Origin of the sequence: Mesobacillus maritimus, from assembly GCF_019749255.1 — a bacterium.
Taxonomy (GTDB): domain Bacteria; phylum Bacillota; class Bacilli; order Bacillales; family Cytobacillaceae; genus Mesobacillus_B; species Mesobacillus_B maritimus_A.
Genome location: NZ_JACWFH010000036.1, coordinates 32427 through 53038, shown reverse-complemented (window position 1 = coordinate 53038; position 20612 = coordinate 32427). Strand labels below are relative to the sequence as shown.

The 20612-nt window shown below is 36.0% G+C and carries 21 protein-coding genes and 1 pseudogene; 7 read left to right on the top strand and 15 right to left on the bottom strand.

Translation table 11 applies throughout. The features are described from left to right. Nucleotides 1-262: 262 nt before the first annotated feature. The 8 genes from H0185_RS21970 to H0185_RS21940 all read right to left on the bottom strand — a co-directional run bounded on the left by H0185_RS21970 (nucleotide 263) and on the right by H0185_RS21940 (nucleotide 7526). The gene (locus tag H0185_RS21970; protein ID WP_221875646.1) at nucleotides 263-883 is read right to left on the bottom strand and encodes a TetR/AcrR family transcriptional regulator; all 621 of its coding nucleotides are present in this window, start codon (nucleotides 881-883) and stop codon (nucleotides 263-265) included. A gap of 633 nt (nucleotides 884-1516) precedes the next feature. Continuing rightward, a complete protein-coding gene (locus H0185_RS21965; RefSeq protein WP_221875645.1) occupies nucleotides 1517-2182 on the bottom strand; it encodes a DUF429 domain-containing protein in 666 nt (221 codons plus the stop codon). Between the two features lie 440 nt (nucleotides 2183-2622). Then, nucleotides 2623-3948: a replicative DNA helicase gene (dnaB, locus tag H0185_RS21960; protein ID WP_246629358.1), complete on the bottom strand. Its 1326-nt coding sequence runs from the start codon at nucleotides 3946-3948 to the stop codon at nucleotides 2623-2625. Then, entirely contained in the window at nucleotides 3878-4207 is a 330-nt protein-coding gene (locus H0185_RS24130) for a replicative helicase loader/inhibitor (protein WP_343223197.1), read from the bottom strand. Before H0185_RS24130 ends, dnaB begins: the two co-directional genes overlap by 71 nt. Before the next feature lie 14 nt (nucleotides 4208-4221). Next, nucleotides 4222-5082 (bottom strand): hypothetical protein, encoded by an 861-nt coding sequence (locus H0185_RS21955; RefSeq protein WP_221875643.1) that lies wholly within the window; start codon nucleotides 5080-5082, stop codon nucleotides 4222-4224. Between the two features lie 196 nt (nucleotides 5083-5278). Then, nucleotides 5279-5827: a competence protein ComK gene (locus H0185_RS21950; protein ID WP_221875642.1), complete on the bottom strand. Its 549-nt coding sequence runs from the start codon at nucleotides 5825-5827 to the stop codon at nucleotides 5279-5281. A gap of 139 nt (nucleotides 5828-5966) precedes the next feature. After that, complete coding sequence (locus H0185_RS21945) at nucleotides 5967-6449, bottom strand: ParB N-terminal domain-containing protein (RefSeq protein WP_221875641.1); 483 nt, start codon at nucleotides 6447-6449, stop codon at nucleotides 5967-5969. After that, nucleotides 6450-7526, bottom strand: a complete 1077-nt coding sequence (locus tag H0185_RS21940; RefSeq protein WP_221875640.1) for a ParB N-terminal domain-containing protein — start codon at nucleotides 7524-7526, stop codon at nucleotides 6450-6452. It lies immediately after the preceding gene. 527 nt (nucleotides 7527-8053) lie between these two features. On the opposite strand from H0185_RS21940, the gene H0185_RS21935 reads away from it, so the two are divergent. Beyond that, entirely contained in the window at nucleotides 8054-8476 is a 423-nt protein-coding gene (locus H0185_RS21935) for a DUF1801 domain-containing protein (protein ID WP_221875639.1), read from the top strand. Nucleotides 8477-10043: 1567 nt separating this feature from the next. Here H0185_RS21935 and H0185_RS21930 read toward each other — a convergent pair. Then, nucleotides 10044-10640, bottom strand: coding sequence for a TetR/AcrR family transcriptional regulator (locus tag H0185_RS21930; RefSeq protein WP_221875638.1), 597 nt, complete (start codon nucleotides 10638-10640; stop codon nucleotides 10044-10046). Between the two features lie 434 nt (nucleotides 10641-11074). Between H0185_RS21930 and H0185_RS21925 the strand changes: the two genes are divergently transcribed. Beyond that, nucleotides 11075-11293 carry a hypothetical protein gene (locus H0185_RS21925; RefSeq protein WP_221875637.1) on the top strand — a complete coding sequence of 73 codons (219 nt, stop codon included), beginning with the start codon at nucleotides 11075-11077 and terminating at the stop codon, nucleotides 11291-11293. A 410-nt stretch (nucleotides 11294-11703) separates the two neighbouring features. Here the strand turns inward: H0185_RS21925 and H0185_RS21920 are convergent, their stop codons facing one another. Both H0185_RS21920 and H0185_RS21915 read right to left on the bottom strand, forming a co-directional pair. Continuing rightward, complete coding sequence (locus tag H0185_RS21920) at nucleotides 11704-12705, bottom strand: DUF3231 family protein (RefSeq protein ID WP_221875636.1); 1002 nt, start codon at nucleotides 12703-12705, stop codon at nucleotides 11704-11706. A 168-nt stretch (nucleotides 12706-12873) separates the two neighbouring features. After that, complete coding sequence (locus H0185_RS21915; protein WP_221875635.1) at nucleotides 12874-13650, bottom strand: hypothetical protein; 777 nt, start codon at nucleotides 13648-13650, stop codon at nucleotides 12874-12876. Nucleotides 13651-13992: 342 nt separating this feature from the next. On the opposite strand from H0185_RS21915, the pseudogene H0185_RS24125 reads away from it, so the two are divergent. Together H0185_RS24125 and H0185_RS21910 are read left to right on the top strand one after the other, a co-directional pair. Next, nucleotides 13993-14138, top strand: a pseudogene (locus H0185_RS24125) (class I SAM-dependent methyltransferase); the annotation flags it as partial. A 119-nt stretch (nucleotides 14139-14257) separates the two neighbouring features. Beyond that, nucleotides 14258-14923: an HAD family hydrolase gene (locus H0185_RS21910; RefSeq protein ID WP_221875634.1), complete on the top strand. Its 666-nt coding sequence runs from the start codon at nucleotides 14258-14260 to the stop codon at nucleotides 14921-14923. Between the two features lie 444 nt (nucleotides 14924-15367). Here the strand turns inward: H0185_RS21910 and H0185_RS21905 are convergent, their stop codons facing one another. Together H0185_RS21905 and H0185_RS21900 are read right to left on the bottom strand one after the other, a co-directional pair. After that, nucleotides 15368-16210 (bottom strand): permease prefix domain 1-containing protein, encoded by an 843-nt coding sequence (locus H0185_RS21905; protein ID WP_221875633.1) that lies wholly within the window; start codon nucleotides 16208-16210, stop codon nucleotides 15368-15370. Next, entirely contained in the window at nucleotides 16197-16547 is a 351-nt protein-coding gene (locus tag H0185_RS21900) for a PadR family transcriptional regulator (protein WP_221875632.1), read from the bottom strand. Before H0185_RS21900 ends, H0185_RS21905 begins: the two co-directional genes overlap by 14 nt. 345 nt (nucleotides 16548-16892) lie before the next feature. Between H0185_RS21900 and H0185_RS21895 the strand changes: the two genes are divergently transcribed. Then, the gene (locus H0185_RS21895) at nucleotides 16893-17096 is read left to right on the top strand and encodes a hypothetical protein (RefSeq protein WP_221875631.1); all 204 of its coding nucleotides are present in this window, start codon (nucleotides 16893-16895) and stop codon (nucleotides 17094-17096) included. Between the two features lie 348 nt (nucleotides 17097-17444). On the opposite strand, the gene H0185_RS21890 is transcribed toward H0185_RS21895, so the two are convergent. Beyond that, entirely contained in the window at nucleotides 17445-17801 is a 357-nt protein-coding gene (locus H0185_RS21890; RefSeq protein ID WP_221875630.1) for a hypothetical protein, read from the bottom strand. Between the two features lie 717 nt (nucleotides 17802-18518). Between H0185_RS21890 and H0185_RS21885 the strand changes: the two genes are divergently transcribed. Next, the gene (locus tag H0185_RS21885; protein ID WP_246629357.1) at nucleotides 18519-18824 is read left to right on the top strand and encodes a hypothetical protein; all 306 of its coding nucleotides are present in this window, start codon (nucleotides 18519-18521) and stop codon (nucleotides 18822-18824) included. A gap of 313 nt (nucleotides 18825-19137) precedes the next feature. Next, nucleotides 19138-19326, top strand: coding sequence for a PspC domain-containing protein (locus H0185_RS21880; protein ID WP_221875629.1), 189 nt, complete (start codon nucleotides 19138-19140; stop codon nucleotides 19324-19326). A gap of 565 nt (nucleotides 19327-19891) precedes the next feature. On the opposite strand, the gene H0185_RS21875 is transcribed toward H0185_RS21880, so the two are convergent. Beyond that, the gene (locus tag H0185_RS21875; RefSeq protein ID WP_221875628.1) at nucleotides 19892-20482 is read right to left on the bottom strand and encodes a dienelactone hydrolase family protein; all 591 of its coding nucleotides are present in this window, start codon (nucleotides 20480-20482) and stop codon (nucleotides 19892-19894) included. Nucleotides 20483-20612 lie beyond the last annotated feature (130 nt).

Genomic DNA, 20612 nt, shown 5'->3' with positions numbered 1-20612 from the left:
CCCCTATTTATAGGAATAATCACCTATGGTTTGATTAAACGTGGTCATTGACCAGAGTTAATAAGAGTATATGAACACAAAACGAAAATATCAAAACTTTTTAAATTTTTTCTCTAAAGTTATCTTTTTTATTTTTCGTACGCTTTATTAGTAGGCACAAAAATACCACTCACCCACGATCTCTCAGTTCCTTCCTTTTTACGAAAAAGGAATAAGAGATGGTAGATTGAGTGGTAAAAAAATACGTTTATAGTAGATAACCTCATTGGTTCACTTTCTGTTTCAATACATCATCGATAAATAAATTCAAATATTGATTGCCTTTGTTTAAAATATCGAATTCACCATTAAAATAACACCATTCAATGTACAAGCCTCGATAATAACATAAAATCATATCCGTTATTTCCATTTCGGACAAGTCCTTCCTAATTTCTTCCCTCAGTTGACCTTCGGTTACAATTTTTAGAATTAACCGATTAAGGACCCGATCGCCACTAAATATATGTGGAAGTGCTTTTGTTGCTAATTGATTTTTGGCAACAATCGTGACAAATTCATAACCGAATTTGAGAAAGAGGTTAATTCCTTCTGATAGCAGAACACGAATTTGTTCAGAAGCAGATAGATTCTTAGGTAAGTTCTCATAAACAATCTTATAATACTCATCAATCTCTTTGTACTGTTCTAAAATCACAGCATCCTTTGATTTAAAATAAGTATAAAAAGAACCTTTAGATGTTCCTGCTCCCTTTGTAATTTCTTCAACTGTAACATCATCAAAATCTTTCTCTCTGAATAGTTTTAACGCACTTTCCAATAGGGCTTTTCTTGTTTTTAAAGCTTGCTTTTGTCTCACAGTTAATTTTTTCACTTTTGTCATCGGCAAAGTCTCCCATTATTTTTTCTAAATATTGTAAATCTATTCATTTCTAAACATATTATTCTCCAACTTTATTTACAAACCTCTTATCCTACAGGGTGTTCTTAATCATTTTTCCTAGCCTTGGTAATCTACACAATTTCCCTACTCATTCCTCTAGGAACCTGATCATCAGCACTGACAATTTGGTCATAAGTACCTTCTCTCTTTGCCCTCCTATTCTGAAGAAAAGAGATATACCATTCTTGTAACTTTCAATTCCAATATGCTAAAACTCTTATACTTGAAGTTGTTTTACATATGTAATGATATGTTTCAATAAATAGATTAATGAGTTCTAGTTCCTAATTACGGATTCTTCGATTTTTACGCTTTATTGTTAATTGATCTTTCCAATAGGAGTTCGCTTAACCGGTTATTCCTTATTAAGATTAGGTTCAACATAAAATAAAAAGGACTGAACATGCAGGAACATGTTCAGTCCAACAATAGACGGTCCCCAAAAGGGTCGGCTATAGCAGAGTAATCCACCTAAGCCGCTAACTCAAAGGTGGATTATTTTTTATGGTTAAATGACAGAATAGCTATAACCTGTGAGAACACATACGGATTGGCCCGTTGAGTAAGTCAGTATTAGCAACAATAATCAAAAGGATGTAAAGGTAGTTTAGCAGGGAATCTCCACTTTGGCGTGAACGCAGGGTTCTTCCAATGCCATGCACCTAATGCCGCTGCACAGGCATCAATCGAATGGCTTTGTTCAGCTGCCTTTTCTGGAATTCCTATAAGGTGTTGTTGCTCTAGCCATTTTAGAAGAGCTTTCCTCGCTTCCAATTCTTTTTCTTTTTTATAGGCTAAAACATAGTCCAATTCCTGTGGGGGTAATCTTGAGCCAATGACTGCACCAGGATGAACTTCGACAATCGAGATTGGATGCTCCGAATCTATTGTTGTGATTTCTCTGCTGAGTTTGATCCCTCTCAAGGTTAAATAAACCATTCTATTGAATGTAGGAGGCATAATCGAACCAGATTTCATCCCTTTTTCAACAATGAACTTTCTCAATTCACGATCGGATACCCTGTCACCTCCTCCATCTTCATAAGACAAAGGAGCGTCGATGCCAATTACGACCTCATCTATTTGGGATTGTGCAAAAACCTCTTTTAAAATTTCTTCATCACTCATAGGACTCCCACATTTGACATACCTCAATTGCCCCTCATGTTCCTCAAATACCATTACGACCGTATCCTTGTGGTTGCTTGGACCAGATAAATCAATTCCTATAATCCTCATACAATCCTTCTTTCTATATAGAAATCTACTACCTTATTTCATACTTCCCCGTTTGTAACCATTTTCCTTTATTGTCGTTGTCATGACGTCTGTTTTGTTTATCTATCACTTTTAACACATTATAGACCCTGGTGTTACCTTGCCTATTCCTTTTTCTATTCATTTTATCAACGCATAAAATAAAACTATCCTCCAGCTTTATTCTCCTTAAAGACAGTTTTCAATATTTTCACTTTTATTCCGAAACTATTAATCTCTAATAAATATTTCGTTAGCCAAGTATGTTTACTATCCAATGACCTCGAGCCTCATTACAAGTAAAGGACCAACTAGCATATCTACCTTAAATTCTGCCGATATTAACGGAGCAAGAACCTACTCCTACACCCTCTTTACAGGTCACTCTCTGAGAATATGTCCCTTCTGAAATCGATCAGTCTTCACCCACTCACATCCACAAACCTCCCAAACTCCTTCTCAAACATCAGCTTCACAACCCCAACTGCCCCGTTTCGTTGTTTCGCGATATCGACTTCAATGATTTTGTTTTCGTCATTGTCTTTGTTGTAGTATTCGTCTCGGTATAGCAACATGATTAAATCGGCGTCTTGTTCGATGCTGCCGGAGTCGCGGAGGTCAGACATTTTCGGGCGCTTGTCCATTCTTTGTTCCACTCCTCTAGAGAGTTGGGAAAGGAGAATAATTGGAACTTCGTATTGGTAAGCAATCTGTTTTAACTCACTCGTCACGCTTTTAACGGCGAGGTCATACCGTTCATGTTTCCCAGTGATTGTAATCAGCTGAAGATAATCAATCACAACGAGATAATCATCATGCGGAAATTCCCGTCGTGTTTTCTGGATTTGCGCTCTGATGTCGGCGACGGTTCTTCGAGGGTTGTCATGGAGGTTGAGATTCCATTGATTGTAGACACCAAGAGCTTTTACAGCATTCTCTTGGTCTTCCTCGGTAAAGAACTTATATGGATCTTTCCATTTTCCCCCGTCAATTCTAGTGATGTTGCTTAAGATTCGTTTCGCGAGTTGTAATTTCGGCATCTCTAGGGAAAAGACGTCAACAACGCCACCTTCTTGACAACAATTCATCGCAAGCTGCAGGGCAAATGCTGTTTTCCCCATTGAGGGTCGTGCCGCTAAAATAATCAAGTCTGTCTTATTCCAGCCATTTGTCATTCGATTAAGCGATTGAAAACCCGTACCAACCCCATGATTTTTCTCCTCAAATATTTCATCAAAAACCGTCATCATATGAGCCTGTCTTGTTTCACTTTGTATCAACCCAATTTCCTGCATCTTGATAAAGGTCTGATAGAAACCCTCTGCCTCTTCCATTGTTCCCCTGCTTAAAAAATTTGCTGCGGCTCGTTTACATTCACGAAGCTTATAGTGGTCGAGGACAATTCGCTGATATTCTTCTAGATGAACCGCGGTCGGGCAACTAACCGCTAAGGTAGTTAGATAAGATGTACCGCCAATCTCTTCCATGTGGCCGATCAATTTATGAACCATGGTGACGACATCAATCCCCTGTGATTCTTGCCGAAGCTCGGTCATCGCTTGAAAGATCAACTGATTCCTTTTTTGTGAGAAGTGGTGAGGTTCAAGGATTAATTCATTGATGCTTGCTGGTTCTAGAAACACAGCTCCAAGAACCATATTTTCTGCTTCCGTTTGGTCAACGTAGTATGGATTGGAAAAGCCAGTCGGGACTTGGTTTTCTTCTAGATAGTTGCTGATCTCGTTCAATCCGCTCTCTCCCTTCTTGTTCCCATTGGATTGATTTCTGAAGATATTGATTTTCATTTTGCTTAAATGCTGCAATTTCTGCCAGCACAGGTGGAAACGGATTTTTCACTATATGAGCGGTCAATCTTTGCATCACAAGCTGATAATCCATCCCTTTTGTAACCTCAAACCACATGACCACCGTATCATCGGTGATTTTAAATTGCGGGTACACCGATTCGATCTTCGCTAAGATTTGAAAGACTTCATTCTTTTCCACTACCTCTGCCTCCTTTACCCAAGGATCCCTTGTTTATCAAGCCGTTTAAATCGGTCCTGAAGGGTTTCTTTTTCCGGCTTCTTTGGTTTTGTTTCAGCATTTGCCAGGCGCGATTTAAGTGCGGACTCATAATAAGCCAAGCTGGAGATGCTTTGTTCAGGGCCATTCTTTTTCACGTAGTACAAATGAATCTCCTCCATCCAAGTCAATACCTTCTCTAGGGGAACCTCGAACCTTGCAATATTTTCTGCAGCATTCATGTCTTTCGCTGACAACAGTGCGGACCCTCGATTACGAAGCTGAATAAAGCGCTCTGTGATTGCCGTTGTTCTCGTGTCTTGAGGTAGTCCGGGCTTCGTCAAGGTTTCCTCGGAATGGTTGTGCTGATCATTCTCTTTCTCTTTCTCTTTCTCTTTCTCTACCTTCTCCTCTTTCTTCTCCCTTTCTTGATTTGGTTCCTGATTCGTATCACCTACGTTTTCAGTTGGTTCTGTCGTCGTTCCGCGAAAAGAAGGGCAAAAAAAATCAACAAATCCTTTTGCGTGGATTTCTTCTGAACGTAATACGGTAAATAACGTCCCCATATTCGTTTCTACTGCGGTGATGAGTCCTTTTTTCACGAGTTTGTCCACCGACCGCTTAATGGTACTTTTCGAATATTGTTTCTCGCCTCTTCCTTCCCGGTAGCCAAGATCCTCGACTAACTTAGAATAGGCCCTTATGTACTGACCACGTTTTAAAGGAATGCCGCTTACCATCCTTCCGTCCTCCCTCGTTGCTTGCGTCAACAACAACAGATACAGTCGAAATGGAACCACTTCCTTCCATAGATCTACCTCAATCACATCTCGATTCAATTTCACCCAACCACACATGTTCTCGCCACCATTTCCATATGTATTTCTTCACTTTTTATATAGAGAGCTTTCGGTAAAAAGGACAGGGTCCAATGATCATTTTTTCTATTCATGAACATTAATGCACTTCAAGAAGCCGACCATTGATTCTTCACTAGCAGGATTTATACGGGAGAGTTGATCATCCCCCGTTCAGCCTTTAGGTTTTTTTCTATTAAAGATGGTTGTGCAGACGCAATTTGCCTGTTTTCTGATCGCGAATGTATTCTAGTTTCGGTTCCACATATAAAATTTGAGTCGTATGTGTGCGTTCAAACAGAATGCGGCGCAAATCTCCTGCTTTCTGTTTCTTTGAATTAAACGCACTGAGCCTTGCTTCGACCTTAATGCTGTGACCATTGCTCAACTCCACCAAGGTGTGCCGCCCTAATGGTTGTGTGTTAAGAACATGTTGATGGTTAAACCAAATACATTCTGGATGACCTGCTGACTTATGTGGGAATAAGCAAATATCCTGAACTTGGCTCACCATAATCGGGCACATATGAACCTTTCCAAGGATGGATCTTGCGCCTTCAATCGCTCCTTTGAAATTCGTGCCATAATAGTTCATACTTTCAGCGAGTACTTGTAATGGCGTTTGATCGACGAAAATCCAATCCTTGCCTTCTATCACTCTTGTACATTGTTTTCCGTAAGAATCATATTCCCTCATTAATAGAACGGTGTCTTGATTGACGATATAGCGTGGTTGTTTTTCCATAACAATTTATCACTCCTTTTTCCCTTTGAATGCCTTTGCATTTTAATAGAAAAAGAGTATACCAACCTAAAGTTGGTATACCCAACTTGTCATCAAACCTTTAAGCTTTGTCTGGTCAGACTGCTGCCCGAGGGGTTTTTCATGCCCTCTTCACTTTGCCGCTTTCCATTAGGTACCTTCTTCCCCAAAAATTGAGGTCTAGATAGAGTTGGTGCTGTTCTTCGTTTGTAAGCCCTTCAAATATTTGAATCGGCAACATAGTCTTTTCGAATAGTTCAAGTATTCGGAACGCTTCTCGCCTATCATGCTCTTCCTTCTTATGTATGGTCCTTAACGCAAGCTGTTTTAGTTGCACATATGCTTTTAACCGGTGAGATCCGTCAATTATTGTAATATCGCCATTACATCGAAGACTTCCATTTTCCTGATGACCTACTAATGGGGCAAGCAGCATATGTTTGGTTTCTAGGTTCCTTAGAATATAGTCTTTAATGGATTTCACATGTGGCTGACTGGTTTCTTTGAGTTTAATCCTTCCTCCTTCGACCATGTGGATTAATTCATTTATTGATAGGTAAAAGATGTCTTGTTTCATCGTCAATGGTTGATGACGACTTCTCATTTATTGCACCTCCTCTGATATTCTCGTGATCATCCTACGTGCGGTCTCTTGAATTGAATTTCTTTTATGATGATGTTTAATTCGTCCTGTTGTTTGGTCATAGAGATGATGAAAGAGAGGGTCATCATGCTTCCATGTACAAGATAATGTAAGGGTTTGTAGTTTTTGAATGGCATTTTCATAGGATAGATGATGGTCTTTTGTTAATAAGAATACGGTGTAGGCTAGAGCAATTTGTATGCCAGCTAAGCCTGTTACATATTTCTGCCTGTTACAGGCATGTCTTGGAAATAAGTCCAACCACCCTTTATAAAACTTCTCTGTTAGCCTTTCTTGCATTTTGATGGAAACCTGCCTGTTCTTCATCTTGATTTCTTTTCCAGCTAGGTCGCCCTCCCACATAGCCAATGCGCACTTATGCATGATGGAAAGCGAGGTAAGTGCCGAGCTTTGATCTCTTACTCGTGCTAGTTTCTGGTCAATTTCGATGGTGTCCTCCAAATTACCAGCCACCTTTCGGGTAAGAACTGTATATTCATTTCGCTGATCGTACTGCATCAGGATCCCTGGATGAAGCTCTCTTCTTTGGAAATTGATATCACAGTAGCATTTCCTTTCTTCTTCTAGCGACAACTCTAGGTATACTTGCATTGAAATCGATAACTGGTTCACTCTTTCCATCATATGCTCTATTTTTTTCACAACACGCGGCTTCTTCTGCTGCTCAGCATATTCCTTATCGTTCTTTAAATACTCAAACGCAGATTCCAGACCAAGTAGCTTTTCCTGTCCACCTAGGAGAAACAGTTTGTTCTCTGCCCGCAGCTCCCAGCTTTCCTCGTGGATGATTACATTCCCACGAGCAGATAAGAGAAAAGGAGCTAACAAAATGGGTCTATTATTCTTTAAAAGATCTAAAAAGCGGTCTCTCTCATACATCAACCTCGCTTGATCAATTTCTCGACAAATTTCTACATCAATCTCATAAAGCGTTTTAAATAAAGGATAGTCCATTTGTGTCAAAAAGGTCTGATTTCCAAATTGACTAAAAAGTGGTACAGCATTTTTTATCCTCATAATCGATCACCCTCCATCATTATATCCGCTCATGTTATGCATTCATATTATTTTAAGATAGCAATCACCTTGTGATTCCTCGTAAAAACAAGGACTTTAGTCCTAAAACATTGACTTCCTTTAATATATTTGTATAATGGTTACCCCTTTGTCGAAAATGATCATAATTTAAGCGGTTTTGTCGTATGAGGGGATTGAAATCCATACTTAAAAAGTGGTTTTAGGGAATCAAAATGTCATTATTGGGGTGATTTTTACACAAAAAACCTATTTATTACCGAATTGTGGATTTTATGGGCAACTTTCAAAGAAATGTCATAAAACATGAAAAAGTGCATTCTTTGGGTATCCATACAGTCAGGCTTTTCCGCTATTCTGTATAGCTTGATCGATGTGAATATTCTATGCATGCAAGCTGATTTCGCTAGTTTCCCTTATTTGCAGGACATTGACGTTGTATTCTAGAATGTAAAAAGAATGCCAATAATGGAACCAAGAATAGATTCAGATCATAGGAGTGGAGCGATATGAAAGAACCGGTGATGAGAGAAACCGACGCGAGTGTCATTGAATTTATTGAAAATGTGGAAAGTGAGAAGAAGAAGGCAGATGCCTATCAGTTAATAGACATTTTCAAAGAGGTAACGGGTTACGATCCAAAAATGTGGGGGCCTAGTATTATAGGCTTCGGCAGCTATCACTATACATATGCATCAGGACGTGAAGGCGATGCGCCATTAGTAGCTTTTTCACCTAGAAAGGCAAAGATTAGTCTCTATTTAACCTATGAAAGCGAAGAAAGAGAAAAATTATTAGAAAACTTTGGGAAACACACGAAGAGTAAGGCATGTATTTATGTGAATAAATTAGCGGACATCGATATCGACGTTTTAAAGGTTTTAATTAAACAAACAGTCGAACACTATCAGAAGCTTTATCCGAACGAGTAAGGCTACCGCTACTGAAAGGTTGTACCATTTTTTTTAAATCAGTATTCTTTTCTTGCGAAGATTGTTTGTTGTGGAAGAAGGACAGAGATGAATAAGTCCTCTGTTTCTACTAAAGGGAGCCTTAGTGTTTAATGAGTACAGTCGCTTTTTTATTGGAAGTGGCTCTTTTTTACGCCTGAAACAAAAATTTGACCGTCATTAATTACAAAAAGGCTATCTAACTGTTGGTACTCTGTCTGTGGAATCCCCTAAAGAAAGAGATTTTTTACAAGTCAATTTAATCAGTGCTCTCCAATATCTCCTTAGCAAGTTTGCAATCAGCGCATGTTCTCCCTAAATTATGTGCGAATCCCCCCCTTCTAATGCAAATCGTTAAACAAAGATTCCGGTTCTTCAAACGATTGAAAGCGAGTTAGCGAAATAAGCAACGATTCATTACTTCTAAATCAGAACAAGTACTATAATATTATTTTGATTTGTGCTGTAAGTAGTACTGGAACACCTTGATGGATTCGTTTAGAGCCACTGTCATTTTTTTAAGCATCTTTTTCGTCTTCGTCATAACGTAAGAACTTTAAAAGAATCAATTGTAAAAATTTTGCTCATTGCTTCTGTAGGGGAAAATCGATTGGGTCTCAGAATATCTTCTTAAATAAGAGAGAAAATAAGATAACAATTTGTTTTTAAGGGGTATTCATATGTTGTGGAAAAACCAAATGTGTTAAACATATTCATGATCATTATTTCGTGGCTTGCACTTCCCATGTTTGGAGCAAAATCGATTAAGAGGTATTTGCCCGCCACCATCCTCGCAATACTATTATGTAGTCTAGACCTTCAGATTGGGAAAAAGAGGAAATGGTGGATTTTTTATAATAACCCTAACTCCTCGATAAAAAACGAAATTCCTTTTCTTATAGGTCCCATGGTATTGTTGGCTATAAGCTCACTCAAATGGGGTTTTGGAAATTTCAAGAAGTTTATGGTGTTAAATGGGTTGGGTGGATTGATCTTTACATTCCCTATATCCAGGATCTTATCTAAATTAAAAATATATGAATTAGTAAAAATTAACCACTTTCAATTCTTTTTGTATTTTTATTATAAGGCTCTTTTCTTGTATGGATTTCAATATATATTGGAAAAGAAGCTAAATGTTATTAGCAAGTAAGGCATTTCTTTCATTAGGAATGCTTCTTTTTTCGTTCGTTTTCAACTATTCGTTCTTTGTAATAACCATTAGAGCGGAGCCCAGGTCACTGAAATCATGAAAAAGCCTTCCTACTAGAGGATAAATACTATTGGCCCTTGGGAAAATTAAAACCATTACATTCATAACAGGGGGAGAAGCTTTAAGGATGCTTCTTCAAGACCTTTCCGATAGAATAATGAGCGACTGTTCTCATTGGAAAAGTCGCACCTTATAGTTAAAAGAAGAAGGGCGATTACCATTTTTGTGAATTTCATCCTTATTTAATTTCCGGCTGAATAGTATCCATGCCCTACGGAGCAATTACTTTTACAATGTCCCCAATTACAAATAATTAAACGTGAACCGACTACTTAATTAATTTTCATTGCAGAGTGTTTCTAAATGAAAATGGATGACTTCCTTCACCTTTTCCGGAGTGTACACATCAGGTCTCAATAAAGCATGAATCGACAATCCTTCAATCAATACCGATAATCTACTCGTTTCTAATCCCACATTAATTGAATCGGATAGAATCCCTTTTAGAACTAATATCTCTATCATTGAATTAGCTAACTCATATGTACCGTTCGTCAATTCTTTTATTTTTTCTTTTAATGAATTACTTGTAAGTGAACGGAGTGCAAAGATCCACCAAACACTTGTTTCAATTTTCTTTTCTTCATCAATTGGTACAAGCTCTAATAATACTTCCTCTACTGCCTGTAATGGGTTTTCTGACCACTCTTTATTTTGAGAACGTTTTTTACCTTCCTCTAAGTAGTAATTCATGATAAACAATAACATTTCGTCCTGAGTTGAGAAATAATGTCTTAATGCACCTGCAGACATCCCTGCTTCAGTTGCAACTCGTCTTATCGATGCTTTTTCAACCCCCTCTTGCTTTATAATATTCCAAGCTGCCTCAGCTATTGACTTTCGTTTTTGCTCATGATTAACAATTTTAGGCATAAATAAAAAATCACTACCTTTTTTAACACAGTGTGTTATTATTTATTTAGCACAATGTGTTATTATTTTTTTAGCACATTGTATTTTATAAATAATACCACAACATTAAAGGGGGGGTACTATATATTTGATTGGAACTTTGAAGCAATGAAACCTTCAACATCCCTAGATATATCCATAACCCTAAACATTTGCTTCTTTGCTTTTATTGATATATTAAGTCCTGTTGTTACATGAAAGAAATTCACTATTGAAGCAGTTAGAACAATTATCAGAATTTGAATTAACAATTGCTTCCTTTTTGGTGCCGTTCTAATTTTCATAAGCTTCGTTAAACAATAAGATCCTACCAAAAACGTTTACTTTCATTTATCCATCAAAGAACAACAATAAGAGGGATGAATTCAATTAATAAATAGTAAAGAGGTGTTCATATGAAAAAAATAATCAGTGGACTTAGTCTTCTTTTCCTTATTCAAGGAGTAGGCGGTTTACTCAATCATCTGACTAATGGCGCAAAGAGTTGGTTCTTAGTAAATTATATTGACGTGTTTCAAGGGGTAGAAATCGTTGTCGACATTGTATTTATTGCAGTTGGTGGACTCATTGCATTTGCCTCTCGTAAACTCCCTTCAAGTAAAAGTGACCATTAAGGTATGCAAAAATATTAAAACAGAGTGAGAAATTTTCTCTCACTCTGTTTTTGAAATGAATTATTTCCAAGGCTTTGAAGAGGCACGAAACCGCTGGTCATGCGGCCGACATGGTATACACCCATTGTTAGTGTTCTATTTTCTCTTCACAGGTATCCAGATTCAATGCTAAGAGATCGCAGGAGTCTAAGGATACTGGTGATTAGGTCAACTATGAGCGCTTGATTTTTGCAAATCTTTACAATTCCTTCAAGAATTGCACCCACATGTAGATGATTAACAAAAATAAAAATCCAAATGCAAATAAGCTTATGTATTAAACAAACTCCAGTTACTTTATAGAGCATAAGTGTTTCATCTAGATTTTCTAATCGTTCCTGTTCCATTAATAATAACTTAATCCTTAACGTTCATTTATAAAATTCATTCCGATCAATGGGTTGTGGAGGTTGCTCCATCCACCCTCGTTCAATCAAAAGTTTAAGCCCTTCGTCACCGTACTTCATTACCTCTCCTAGGACAAGAAAATAATGGGCTGCTAAATCTTTTCTCATTGAGACAGACAATGCATCTGCCAGTGCAGAAATTGCAATTTGGTTTGAAGTACTTATTATAAACAGGATTAATCGTTCAGAAAAAGGCGAGACTGTTGAATTTGTTACCTCCATCGTTATGGGGAATCCGACGAAATGATCGTTTTCTTTCAATAACTTATTAAAGGTTTCCACTTGCTTGGTCGCAAGTTTTTTTCCTTTTAATAAATAGTTCTTGATTTCTTTGTCTTTTGTTACCTGAATTAGCCCCATTAGAAAGATTAAACCAATGGCATTTCTTTCGATTTCGATAAAAAGTTCTGTTATTTCTATAGTATTTAGAGGTCTTTTCTCACCTAACAAGCTATTTATGAATGATGGTGATTGTTGAATAAACTCAATATTTTTTGGATATTCCATATTTGGTGGTCGATCAATTAATCCTTTTGAAAGCATAAGATTCAAAGCTTTCTTATGTAATTCTGCCTCCTTGTTTAAACACTCTTCAAAAAATTGATAGATATCAATTCGACTCACTCTACAAAGATTATTTGCATATTGAGGAATAATCACTTGTCCCCCACGATAAACAAAACTTAAGGCAAATAAGTCTGTATATAGGGCAGGTGCTGAATAATCAATATCTTTATCGGAAAATCCTTGTGGTATGGGGAAGTTCTCTTCTTCGAAGATTGTTTCAACCTTTTGGATAATCGTTTCAACTAGAACTGTAACCTCTTCAATAATTGATTTAATTTCATCATCTTGAATAGATTGAAAGAAATGTTTGTAAAAACATCTTACTGCAGTGTTTTGAATATATGTTTTCCAAAGTGTTGCGATTTCTGCAGTAGTTAGTTTTATATTCCTGTTCTCCATATGATCACTTCCTCCTATTCATCCATCAAGGAATAGTATGTCTACAAGCAGCTAAAAATATAGATGAACCACCAATATATTTCCCCCTGTTTTCTCTATTGGTTTATGGTAGAAAAAGCTCATTCATTGGTTCGAACTATAATCGTATGTACATTCTCTGGACTCTTATTAAGAAATCTTTAAATTTGGATACCTTTCTCTTACTAAATTTTCGTATTTTTCTAAAATAGATTCTCCTTTTTGCGACTCTAAACTTTCTACAGGTACTTCTTTCCCTTGTAAATAAAAATAATCGACTATTTCATTAGAAAAAACAGTAATGACACCATTAAAATGAGGAATCTTTTGAACAAATTCATCTACTTCTGTTTTACAAAGAATCCTCGTTTCTTCACTAGATGTTCCCGCTACCTGTCCACAGTCATGATTGAATTCAATATAGGCTGTATTATCCTTAAAATAGTTCGTAAACTTAAAGTCCTTTACGTTATAGATTTTTTTGTGTTTTTTGTAAAAGTCTTCATCATTTATATCAATGTTTCCGTTGTAACCAAAATAATAGGGATCACTCAACCGCAAATGTTTGATATCAAAATCAGGCGATATCCTTCTCATTTCATTTTTCAAAATTCTTTCCATATTTCTATTTAATTCGTAAAGAGGCACAGTTTCTTCCCCTTTATTATTTAGAAAGAAACTTCTTTCTTTGCCCCGATGATCGCTATACACGATTTGCCATATTTTATAAGTTTGAAGGATCGGGACTATCGGTACTTCACTGGTATTATCTGTTTCTATAAAAGTATCTTTTACATCCCATTCCCCTAGCATTTCATTTAATACTTGTTTAGATTCTTTAGTTGGATTCCCTGTTTCAAGACTGTAACAGCCAGTTAAAAGAACACAACTTACCATTGCCACTATGGTTAATGCTTTTTTTATCATTTATTTCCTCTCCTTTTCGCTTCAGAAAGTCTTTAGGACGATATATGTATAAAATTGTTCATTTAAGTTGCAGCAAAGATTTCTTACTCTAGGAATGAAAGCTACTTAGTTATATAAATTTTGCAACTAAGAATAAATTTTACCATATTGGATGGAATTTCGTTCTTTATTATTTAATTATAGATACAGGTTAATTGGAGTAGGAAAATGATGTTTTGGGTCGAAAATAGTAAGGAATTAAGCTTAAGAGGAGAAAGCGATGGTTATAACTCGGGTTGAAATAAAGCTAGTTATTGGTGCAGTGGATTATCATAATTATCCAGGTTGGGTATAAAGTTACATTTATTTGAGTATTTTGATGAGCAAGGTAACTTTTATCAGAATGATTGGGATAGAAAAGTAGTGTCATTTTTCGTTCCAAGAAGTATGACCCTCGAAACCCAGGTGATGACTTCCCTTCCCTGATTGTTGACGTTGTGAAGCCATAATCATTTAGTGTGTATGAAATTTCACTCTAGCTAATACGTATGTTCTTACTAGATGCGCAGGTGCTATTTTACTAGAGAGTAGGTTAGTTATTCTAAAGTTTGGGAGAGTGTCTTCAATCGTGATTAAAGCTGTGTTATTTGATTTAGACGGAACGTTATTAAACAGAGATGAATCAGTAAGAATGTTCATCGAGAGGCAATATGACAGGTTAGCTAAACTAATAGGTCATATTCCAAAAGACCAGTATGTGTCACGTTTTATAGAATTAGATAACCGTGGGTATGTTTGGAAAGATAAAGTATATCAGCAATTAGTTGATGAATGTAAGATTGCTGATATCACTTGGGAAGCATTGCTCCAAGATTATGTTCGTGAATTTAAGAATCACTGTGTTCCTTTTCCTAACCTTAACGAAATGTTGAAAGAATTGAAAAGTAACCATCTTGTTTTAGGGATCATTTCAAATGGATATGGTCAATTTCAAATGGATAATATTAAGTCATTGGGTATAGATCAGTATTTTGATACGATTTTAATATCTGAATGGGAAGGAATGAAAAAGCCAGACCCCAAAATATTTCTCAGAGCATTAGAGAAACTTAAGATTTCACCAAATGAAAGCATATTTATGGGAGACCATCCTGAGAATGATGTAAAAGCCGCTCAACATGTAGGAATGAAAGGCATTTGGAAAAGAGACTTTCATTGGGATCATGTTGAGGCAGATTCCATCGTTAATGATTTGTCGGAGTTACCTTTAGTCATAGTAAATTTAAGCAAATAAATTGTTTAGTCATGGTAAACTGCATGGTGCTTTCGTTTAAGAAGCGTCGAGATTATAAAAAAATTTTGCAAAACAAAAGGACTAGGATATTAACTTTCCTAGATTGTTTTATAGATTCATCTGATTGTTTAACTAAAGCAACCGTTTTTAATTTTCATCTTTTTATATGCTAATTACAATCTATTATAAAACTAAAACTAAAATAATGACCTAATAGATAGGAAAATACATATTACAGAACAAGCACAAAGGTTCATTCAGGAACATTTTAATCAAAAGTTTTATCCGTTGCATGTGGGAACAACTCCTTATTTGGCTAATCTAAATAATTCGGCAATTAGAAACAATCATCCTTCTTCAACTAACCTGCACCGTTTGTTCAATAAGTAATAAAAAAGGTGGTTATCCTTCTTGGATTAACGCACCCGTTAGTTCAAGTAGAAATCAACTAATTGTGTTTGATTGAACCTTTTTCCCAACTAAAAAATAAACCAAATAACCAATCACATTGAATAAAGCAAAAGCAATAACCCAACCAGTATTCAATCGTCTATGATGATAAGCGTTAATGATTGCCCAAATGGTAAATAAAGTTGCGTATACTGCAAAACCAATATACAAACTTAATGGCACAAGAGTATCAAAATTTCTATGTTCAATATTTACAAACCATTCATTATCATCTTCTCCAAATCCATATGTGAAATAGTCAACAAGCAGCCATTCAGGAGACCACAACTCTCTTTCATATTGGTAAGTTGGTTTCGCTTCTCTAACATAGTCAAAGTAATTATCAATATCTTCCCAAGTTACTCCACCCTCACCTGCGTTGATAATTTCAACTTTCGAGATATGGTCTGTGTCTTGCACTAATGCTTCGATTTCCTCTTTCATATCTTCCGAAATTACTTCTTTGTTCTTAACTATACTCAATATATTTGTAATAATAGCAGAGTTTTCATTAGCATTTTTCAACTCATTCCCCCAAATAACCCCCCATGCAATGAAACTACAAATAAGGAATGTAAAAGCTATATAAAGTACCCTTTTTGCAAATGTTTTCTGTGCTTTAAACAATTGACCGACAACAGAACGCATTTCTTGTTCTCCACCGAAACGCTCGATGGCAATTTTGATAGCTTCTTGCTCTGTTTTCCCCTCATTTTTTAACTCGTGAACTGCCTCTAACAAATGATTTTTCATTTCTGCTTTTAATTCTTGTATTTCTTTTTTGTTTCCTCCTACATTTTGATAAACCGAATCAACAAATGCTTCAATTTGTTTCATGCTTCTTTCCTCCTTCTAAAAACGAATCAATAATTTTTTTGACAAATTCCCATTCCAAACGTTTTTCCTCAAAACCTTCTTCACCTAAAGGTGTAAGTTTATAATATTTTCTTCTTCCTCCTGGTCCTTGTTCATCCCCCCAGTAGGAAGAAATCCATTTATTTTTTTCTAATCGCTTTAAAGACAAATAAAGCGTACCTTCTTTTAATTCAAACTGTTCATTACTTTTTTCTCGAACCAATTTAGCCAATTCATATCCATACATATCCCTGCTATGCAATAACGAGAGGATAAGCGTATCAATATGACCTTTTAAAACTTCTTTATTCACTTCCAATTTTGTCCACCTCCTAATTAAATATATTTCACATTACTATATAATGCAAGGTATTCATTTAAAAAAGTTAAAAATATAAAACTGCCATTACGACAGTCTTTATATTCTACAAACCTGCACCGTTAGTGAAAAAACGAATATTCTTGCTGAACAATCCCACCCTTTAGTTGAAGAAGAAAAAGAGGCGTTTATTCTACAATCACGCCCGTTTCTGGATTAAACAAGAAGCTCATATTTAATAAATTTCATTTAACAGCAATCCGGTTCTTACCTTACCTTGCATCACTTTATAAATTATAATGAAAGTATTATATCTTAATTGCTATGGAAATAGAGGAGAACATTATGAAAAATAAACATAGATTTGTAATGAATATCATTATAGTAATAACATATGTTATTGTTTCCAGTTTTGTATTAATACTTTACGCTAAGAGAGATGCTTTGTCAGAGGTTCATATGGCTTTTCTTCCTCTAGCTATTACAGCCATAGTTTGTTTTGTACTGAATACAATTAATAAAAAGGAAGATTATAATAAAGAAAAATAGGATTCAGAAAATAATCTTGATATTTGATTTTTTGCAAAAAAGTCGATTTCCTTTTATGTTGGGAAATCGACTTTTTTTGTAATCTTATTCAAAAATGTCCCGATTGTGGAAAACTGCTCCTTTAGTCGAATAAGAAAAAAGAGTTGCTGATCCACATTGAATCTTCCACTTTTCCGCTCGGTTGTGGAAAATCGTGTATTTGAACTCACAGCTTTTTAAATGTAAAACATTTCTTCACTAGTATATTAAAGTTTAGAAATGACTAAAGCACTTTTTTTTACTGATCCCTGCAAGTATCATGCTTAAAACATTCCACAACACAAAAACCAGGTAACTTGACCTGGCCTTTCACTTAGAACTCCCCATCATTTTCATTAATAGTTTTTTTGGTAATTCATAATGAGCTATTAATATAAGCATATATAAATCGAGTAACCACATATTTGTGCTTATATCATAATCCTCATTATTTATTTTCTTTTCGAATTCGTTCATCAAACCTATTACTAAAGCACAAACCAGAAAATATAGATATTGTGTTAATACATAAACCCACTCTTCTTGAGTTTCTCCAATTGCAGCAATCCCTGAAAATATAGCTACTATGAAGAACCACATACTCAATACTATCGATATAACTAAGATAACAAATCGAACAAACCCAAAAATATATAAGGCTAGCGTTTTTATTTTTATCACCACCATTTATACAGCCCTTCGACAATGGCCAACATCAACATTTTTTTGATTATTATTCTATAACTCCTCTATTTTACGAAAGAATTGTTTTCCAGTCATTAGTCAAAATCAACTCCCCCTTCCATAACTTTTCCTTGCTCATTCTCTTTTTCTGCTAATCCTCTTCTATATTATTCTTCAACTTTTATTTAAACCTCTATATTTTCCCTGGTCACCGCTATTTCTTGAACATTCATCCTTGTAAACTGTTCGATCATGTCTTTAAGCCAAGTGATGCACTTCCTTTTAATCATTGTGTTCGGATGACGATATCCCCATTTAGGTCTCTCATAGGTAAGACCTTCTCTTTTAGTATTCTCTGGGGAGCTTTTCTGTGCTTCACATGCTATTGTTTTGATTATTGAACTTTTCCCGAGGCTAACATACCGACATTTTTAAACTGGTTATCAAGAAAGGATAATCTGTTCATAGTAGGATGAGCACTTGCACGGGTGTATAATAAAAACTATGGAATAGACTTTAGAGGATAGAGTACACTTACTTATATGGAGGGAATACATTGAAGCCTACAATGAACAGAACTGCTTTACTGAATCATGAGGATATATGGAATGCTGTTATCGAAGAGATATGCAAATATGATTTCCCTACAGAAATAAAACCACTAATGAGGCTTTCCTTGTATTTCAATATTATTCAGAACTTGAAAGCGGCGGGCATGAAATGTTATTTACGTGGTTTTCTGATTATATCAATGAGGTAGGCATAAATCATTACAAGAAAGAGCTAATCCTTATTCTTGAGAAAATAGATGCTCATGATTATGCTGTGATTTTGAACGAGCACCTTGAACCATTGTGGCAATTATACGTAGCTTTAGAACATGACGAGAATCTAGAGAATGATTTTTATCGTATGATAGAAAAAGCGGACAATAAGTATTACGAACTTAATGGAAAGTTAGAACATTTATTAGAAGGTTATTTTGTTAACATACATACCAATTTAATCGAAGTCATTGAAGATTAAATCTTAATATCCCTGTTTTCTCCAAAATTAAAAACACTCTAAGTGAGTGTAAGTAGTTCAGACTGGAGTACCAAACATTAAATTGTACTTCAAAATGGACTATTTTTTTATTTAAAACTACATACCATATTGCACAATAATTGCTAACTAAACTGTGATATAATTTGATAATTAAATGGTAATTTGGAATTTTATGGGTCTTATATGGATAAGAAATTATTTCTTAGACACGAACAAAAGCATAATTTTTAACAAGAGCATTGGATATTTTTGAGTATTTATTCAAGTCATGCTTGATTAATAGGGGGATTTATTGAAAAACAAGTTGAAAAAGTCTTCAAAAGATAAGTCTATAAGTGGTGTTTGTGGAGGTATAGCTGAGTATTTCAATATATCTTCTTTGGCAGTAAGACTAATTTTTATTTTATTACCTGGTGCTAATATACTAATATATTTAATTCTTACTAATACGATGGATGATAGTCCTCCGTCATTATATTAAACTGACTGACCTTTCGTATTATAAGATTAACAAAATGTTAACTATTTTTGGTTAACCTTAATTTAGAAAGTTATTTTGTTAAAATACATACCGATTTAATCGAAGTAATTGAAGATTAAATCATTCATTGAAGCAAACGGGAGCGTTTCTTGAAGAGCACTTTAATCCTCGAATTTCATTAAAGTGTACATTGCATCCGCTCCCCTCTCAGCTTTTCCTTATTCATTCTCTTTTTCTGCTGATTCTCTTCTGGATAATTCTCCAACTTCTACTTCATCTACTATATTCCTTGGTCACCGCTATTTATTATAAAGATAGGGAATATGGTATTTTTCTAGTAACTTTTGGCCCATCAAGGTTTTACCCGTACTACTTACATCACTTATTAAAATAACCATATATCCCTCCGTACTTCGTTCGTATTTGGTTGGGACGTAGATCTCGTTTAACAATTGATGAAAGGAAGCGAACGAGGCAATTTGGTTCAATGATTTCATTATCTCCGTTGATTTGCTCCAGTCAAGGTTCTTAAACAGGCACTCTTCGCTTTTCTTACTATTGTTGTCTAGCTATGTCCCAGTTGCTGAAATGCCAGAAAATCGAGAACTCGCTTGATTACAAGTTTTGTCGCGTCAGCATTGTAAGACGGTAAACTACTATCGGTGAAGAGATGTTCCTTGCCTTCGTACAGGAAAAGTTCGGCATGATTGGCCGACGTCACAAGCTCACGGGCCGCGTTGAAGTCGCCATCTTCAATGAAAAAAGGATCTTCACTCATGGCGTGAATTTGCACAGGCAAATCGGCCGGCCACTGAGATTCAAACGCCGAGGTCGGGAGGCAAGCATGAAAAAACAGTGCGCCTCTGGCGCCTTCCCGAGTTTGAGCGAGCTGCTGTGCTGCCGGGACACCGAGTGAAAAACCAGCATAGACGACATCGCGCGAGAGCTCACTGCCTGCCCGAACGCCGCGCGCCCTTACTTCTGCAAAACCGATTTCCTTCACAAAGGCCAAGCCTTCCTCTAGTGAGGAAAATATACGGCCGTTAAATAAATCTGGCACGTGCACAGTATGTCCCGCATCTCTCAGTTGATCAGCAATTTCTTCTATCCCCTTCGTTCGACCTAAAACATGGTGTAACAACAAAACTTCTGCCATCGATTTTTCCTCCAATTCAATGAATTTCCATATGTCTAGGTTTCGACAAGAACACCGGTTGACCTGCGTGAACTTTTAAAAATCTACCTATAGGTATTGATAGATTAACATTTTCCTTTACTTGGAGAAT

Excerpts from the sequence above, each read along its gene's own strand:
- H0185_RS21920 (WP_221875636.1), bottom strand. The coding sequence starts at position 12,705 with ATGGAGAACAGGAATATAAAACTAACTACTGCAGAAATCGCAACACTT.
- H0185_RS21905 (WP_221875633.1), bottom strand. The coding sequence starts at position 16,210 with ATGAAACAAATTGAAGCATTTGTTGATTCGGTTTATCAAAATGTAGGA.
- H0185_RS21955 (WP_221875643.1), bottom strand. The coding sequence starts at position 5,082 with ATGTGTGGTTGGGTGAAATTGAATCGAGATGTGATTGAGGTAGATCTA.
- H0185_RS21895 (WP_221875631.1), top strand. The coding sequence starts at position 16,893 with ATGAAAAATAAACATAGATTTGTAATGAATATCATTATAGTAATAACA.
- H0185_RS21950 (WP_221875642.1), bottom strand. The coding sequence starts at position 5,827 with ATGGAAAAACAACCACGCTATATCGTCAATCAAGACACCGTTCTATTA.
- H0185_RS21945 (WP_221875641.1), bottom strand. The coding sequence starts at position 6,449 with ATGAGAAGTCGTCATCAACCATTGACGATGAAACAAGACATCTTTTAC.
- H0185_RS21915 (WP_221875635.1), bottom strand. The coding sequence starts at position 13,650 with ATGATAAAAAAAGCATTAACCATAGTGGCAATGGTAAGTTGTGTTCTT.
- H0185_RS21940 (WP_221875640.1), bottom strand. The coding sequence starts at position 7,526 with ATGAGGATAAAAAATGCTGTACCACTTTTTAGTCAATTTGGAAATCAG.
- H0185_RS21925 (WP_221875637.1), top strand. The coding sequence starts at position 11,075 with ATGAAAAAAATAATCAGTGGACTTAGTCTTCTTTTCCTTATTCAAGGA.
- H0185_RS21885 (WP_246629357.1), top strand. The coding sequence starts at position 18,519 with ATGTTATTTACGTGGTTTTCTGATTATATCAATGAGGTAGGCATAAAT.
- H0185_RS21965 (WP_221875645.1), bottom strand. The coding sequence starts at position 2,182 with ATGAGGATTATAGGAATTGATTTATCTGGTCCAAGCAACCACAAGGAT.
- H0185_RS21930 (WP_221875638.1), bottom strand. The coding sequence starts at position 10,640 with ATGCCTAAAATTGTTAATCATGAGCAAAAACGAAAGTCAATAGCTGAG.
- H0185_RS21935 (WP_221875639.1), top strand. The coding sequence starts at position 8,054 with ATGAAAGAACCGGTGATGAGAGAAACCGACGCGAGTGTCATTGAATTT.
- H0185_RS21875 (WP_221875628.1), bottom strand. The coding sequence starts at position 20,482 with ATGGCAGAAGTTTTGTTGTTACACCATGTTTTAGGTCGAACGAAGGGG.
- H0185_RS21970 (WP_221875646.1), bottom strand. The coding sequence starts at position 883 with ATGACAAAAGTGAAAAAATTAACTGTGAGACAAAAGCAAGCTTTAAAA.
- H0185_RS21890 (WP_221875630.1), bottom strand. The coding sequence starts at position 17,801 with ATGGTGGTGATAAAAATAAAAACGCTAGCCTTATATATTTTTGGGTTT.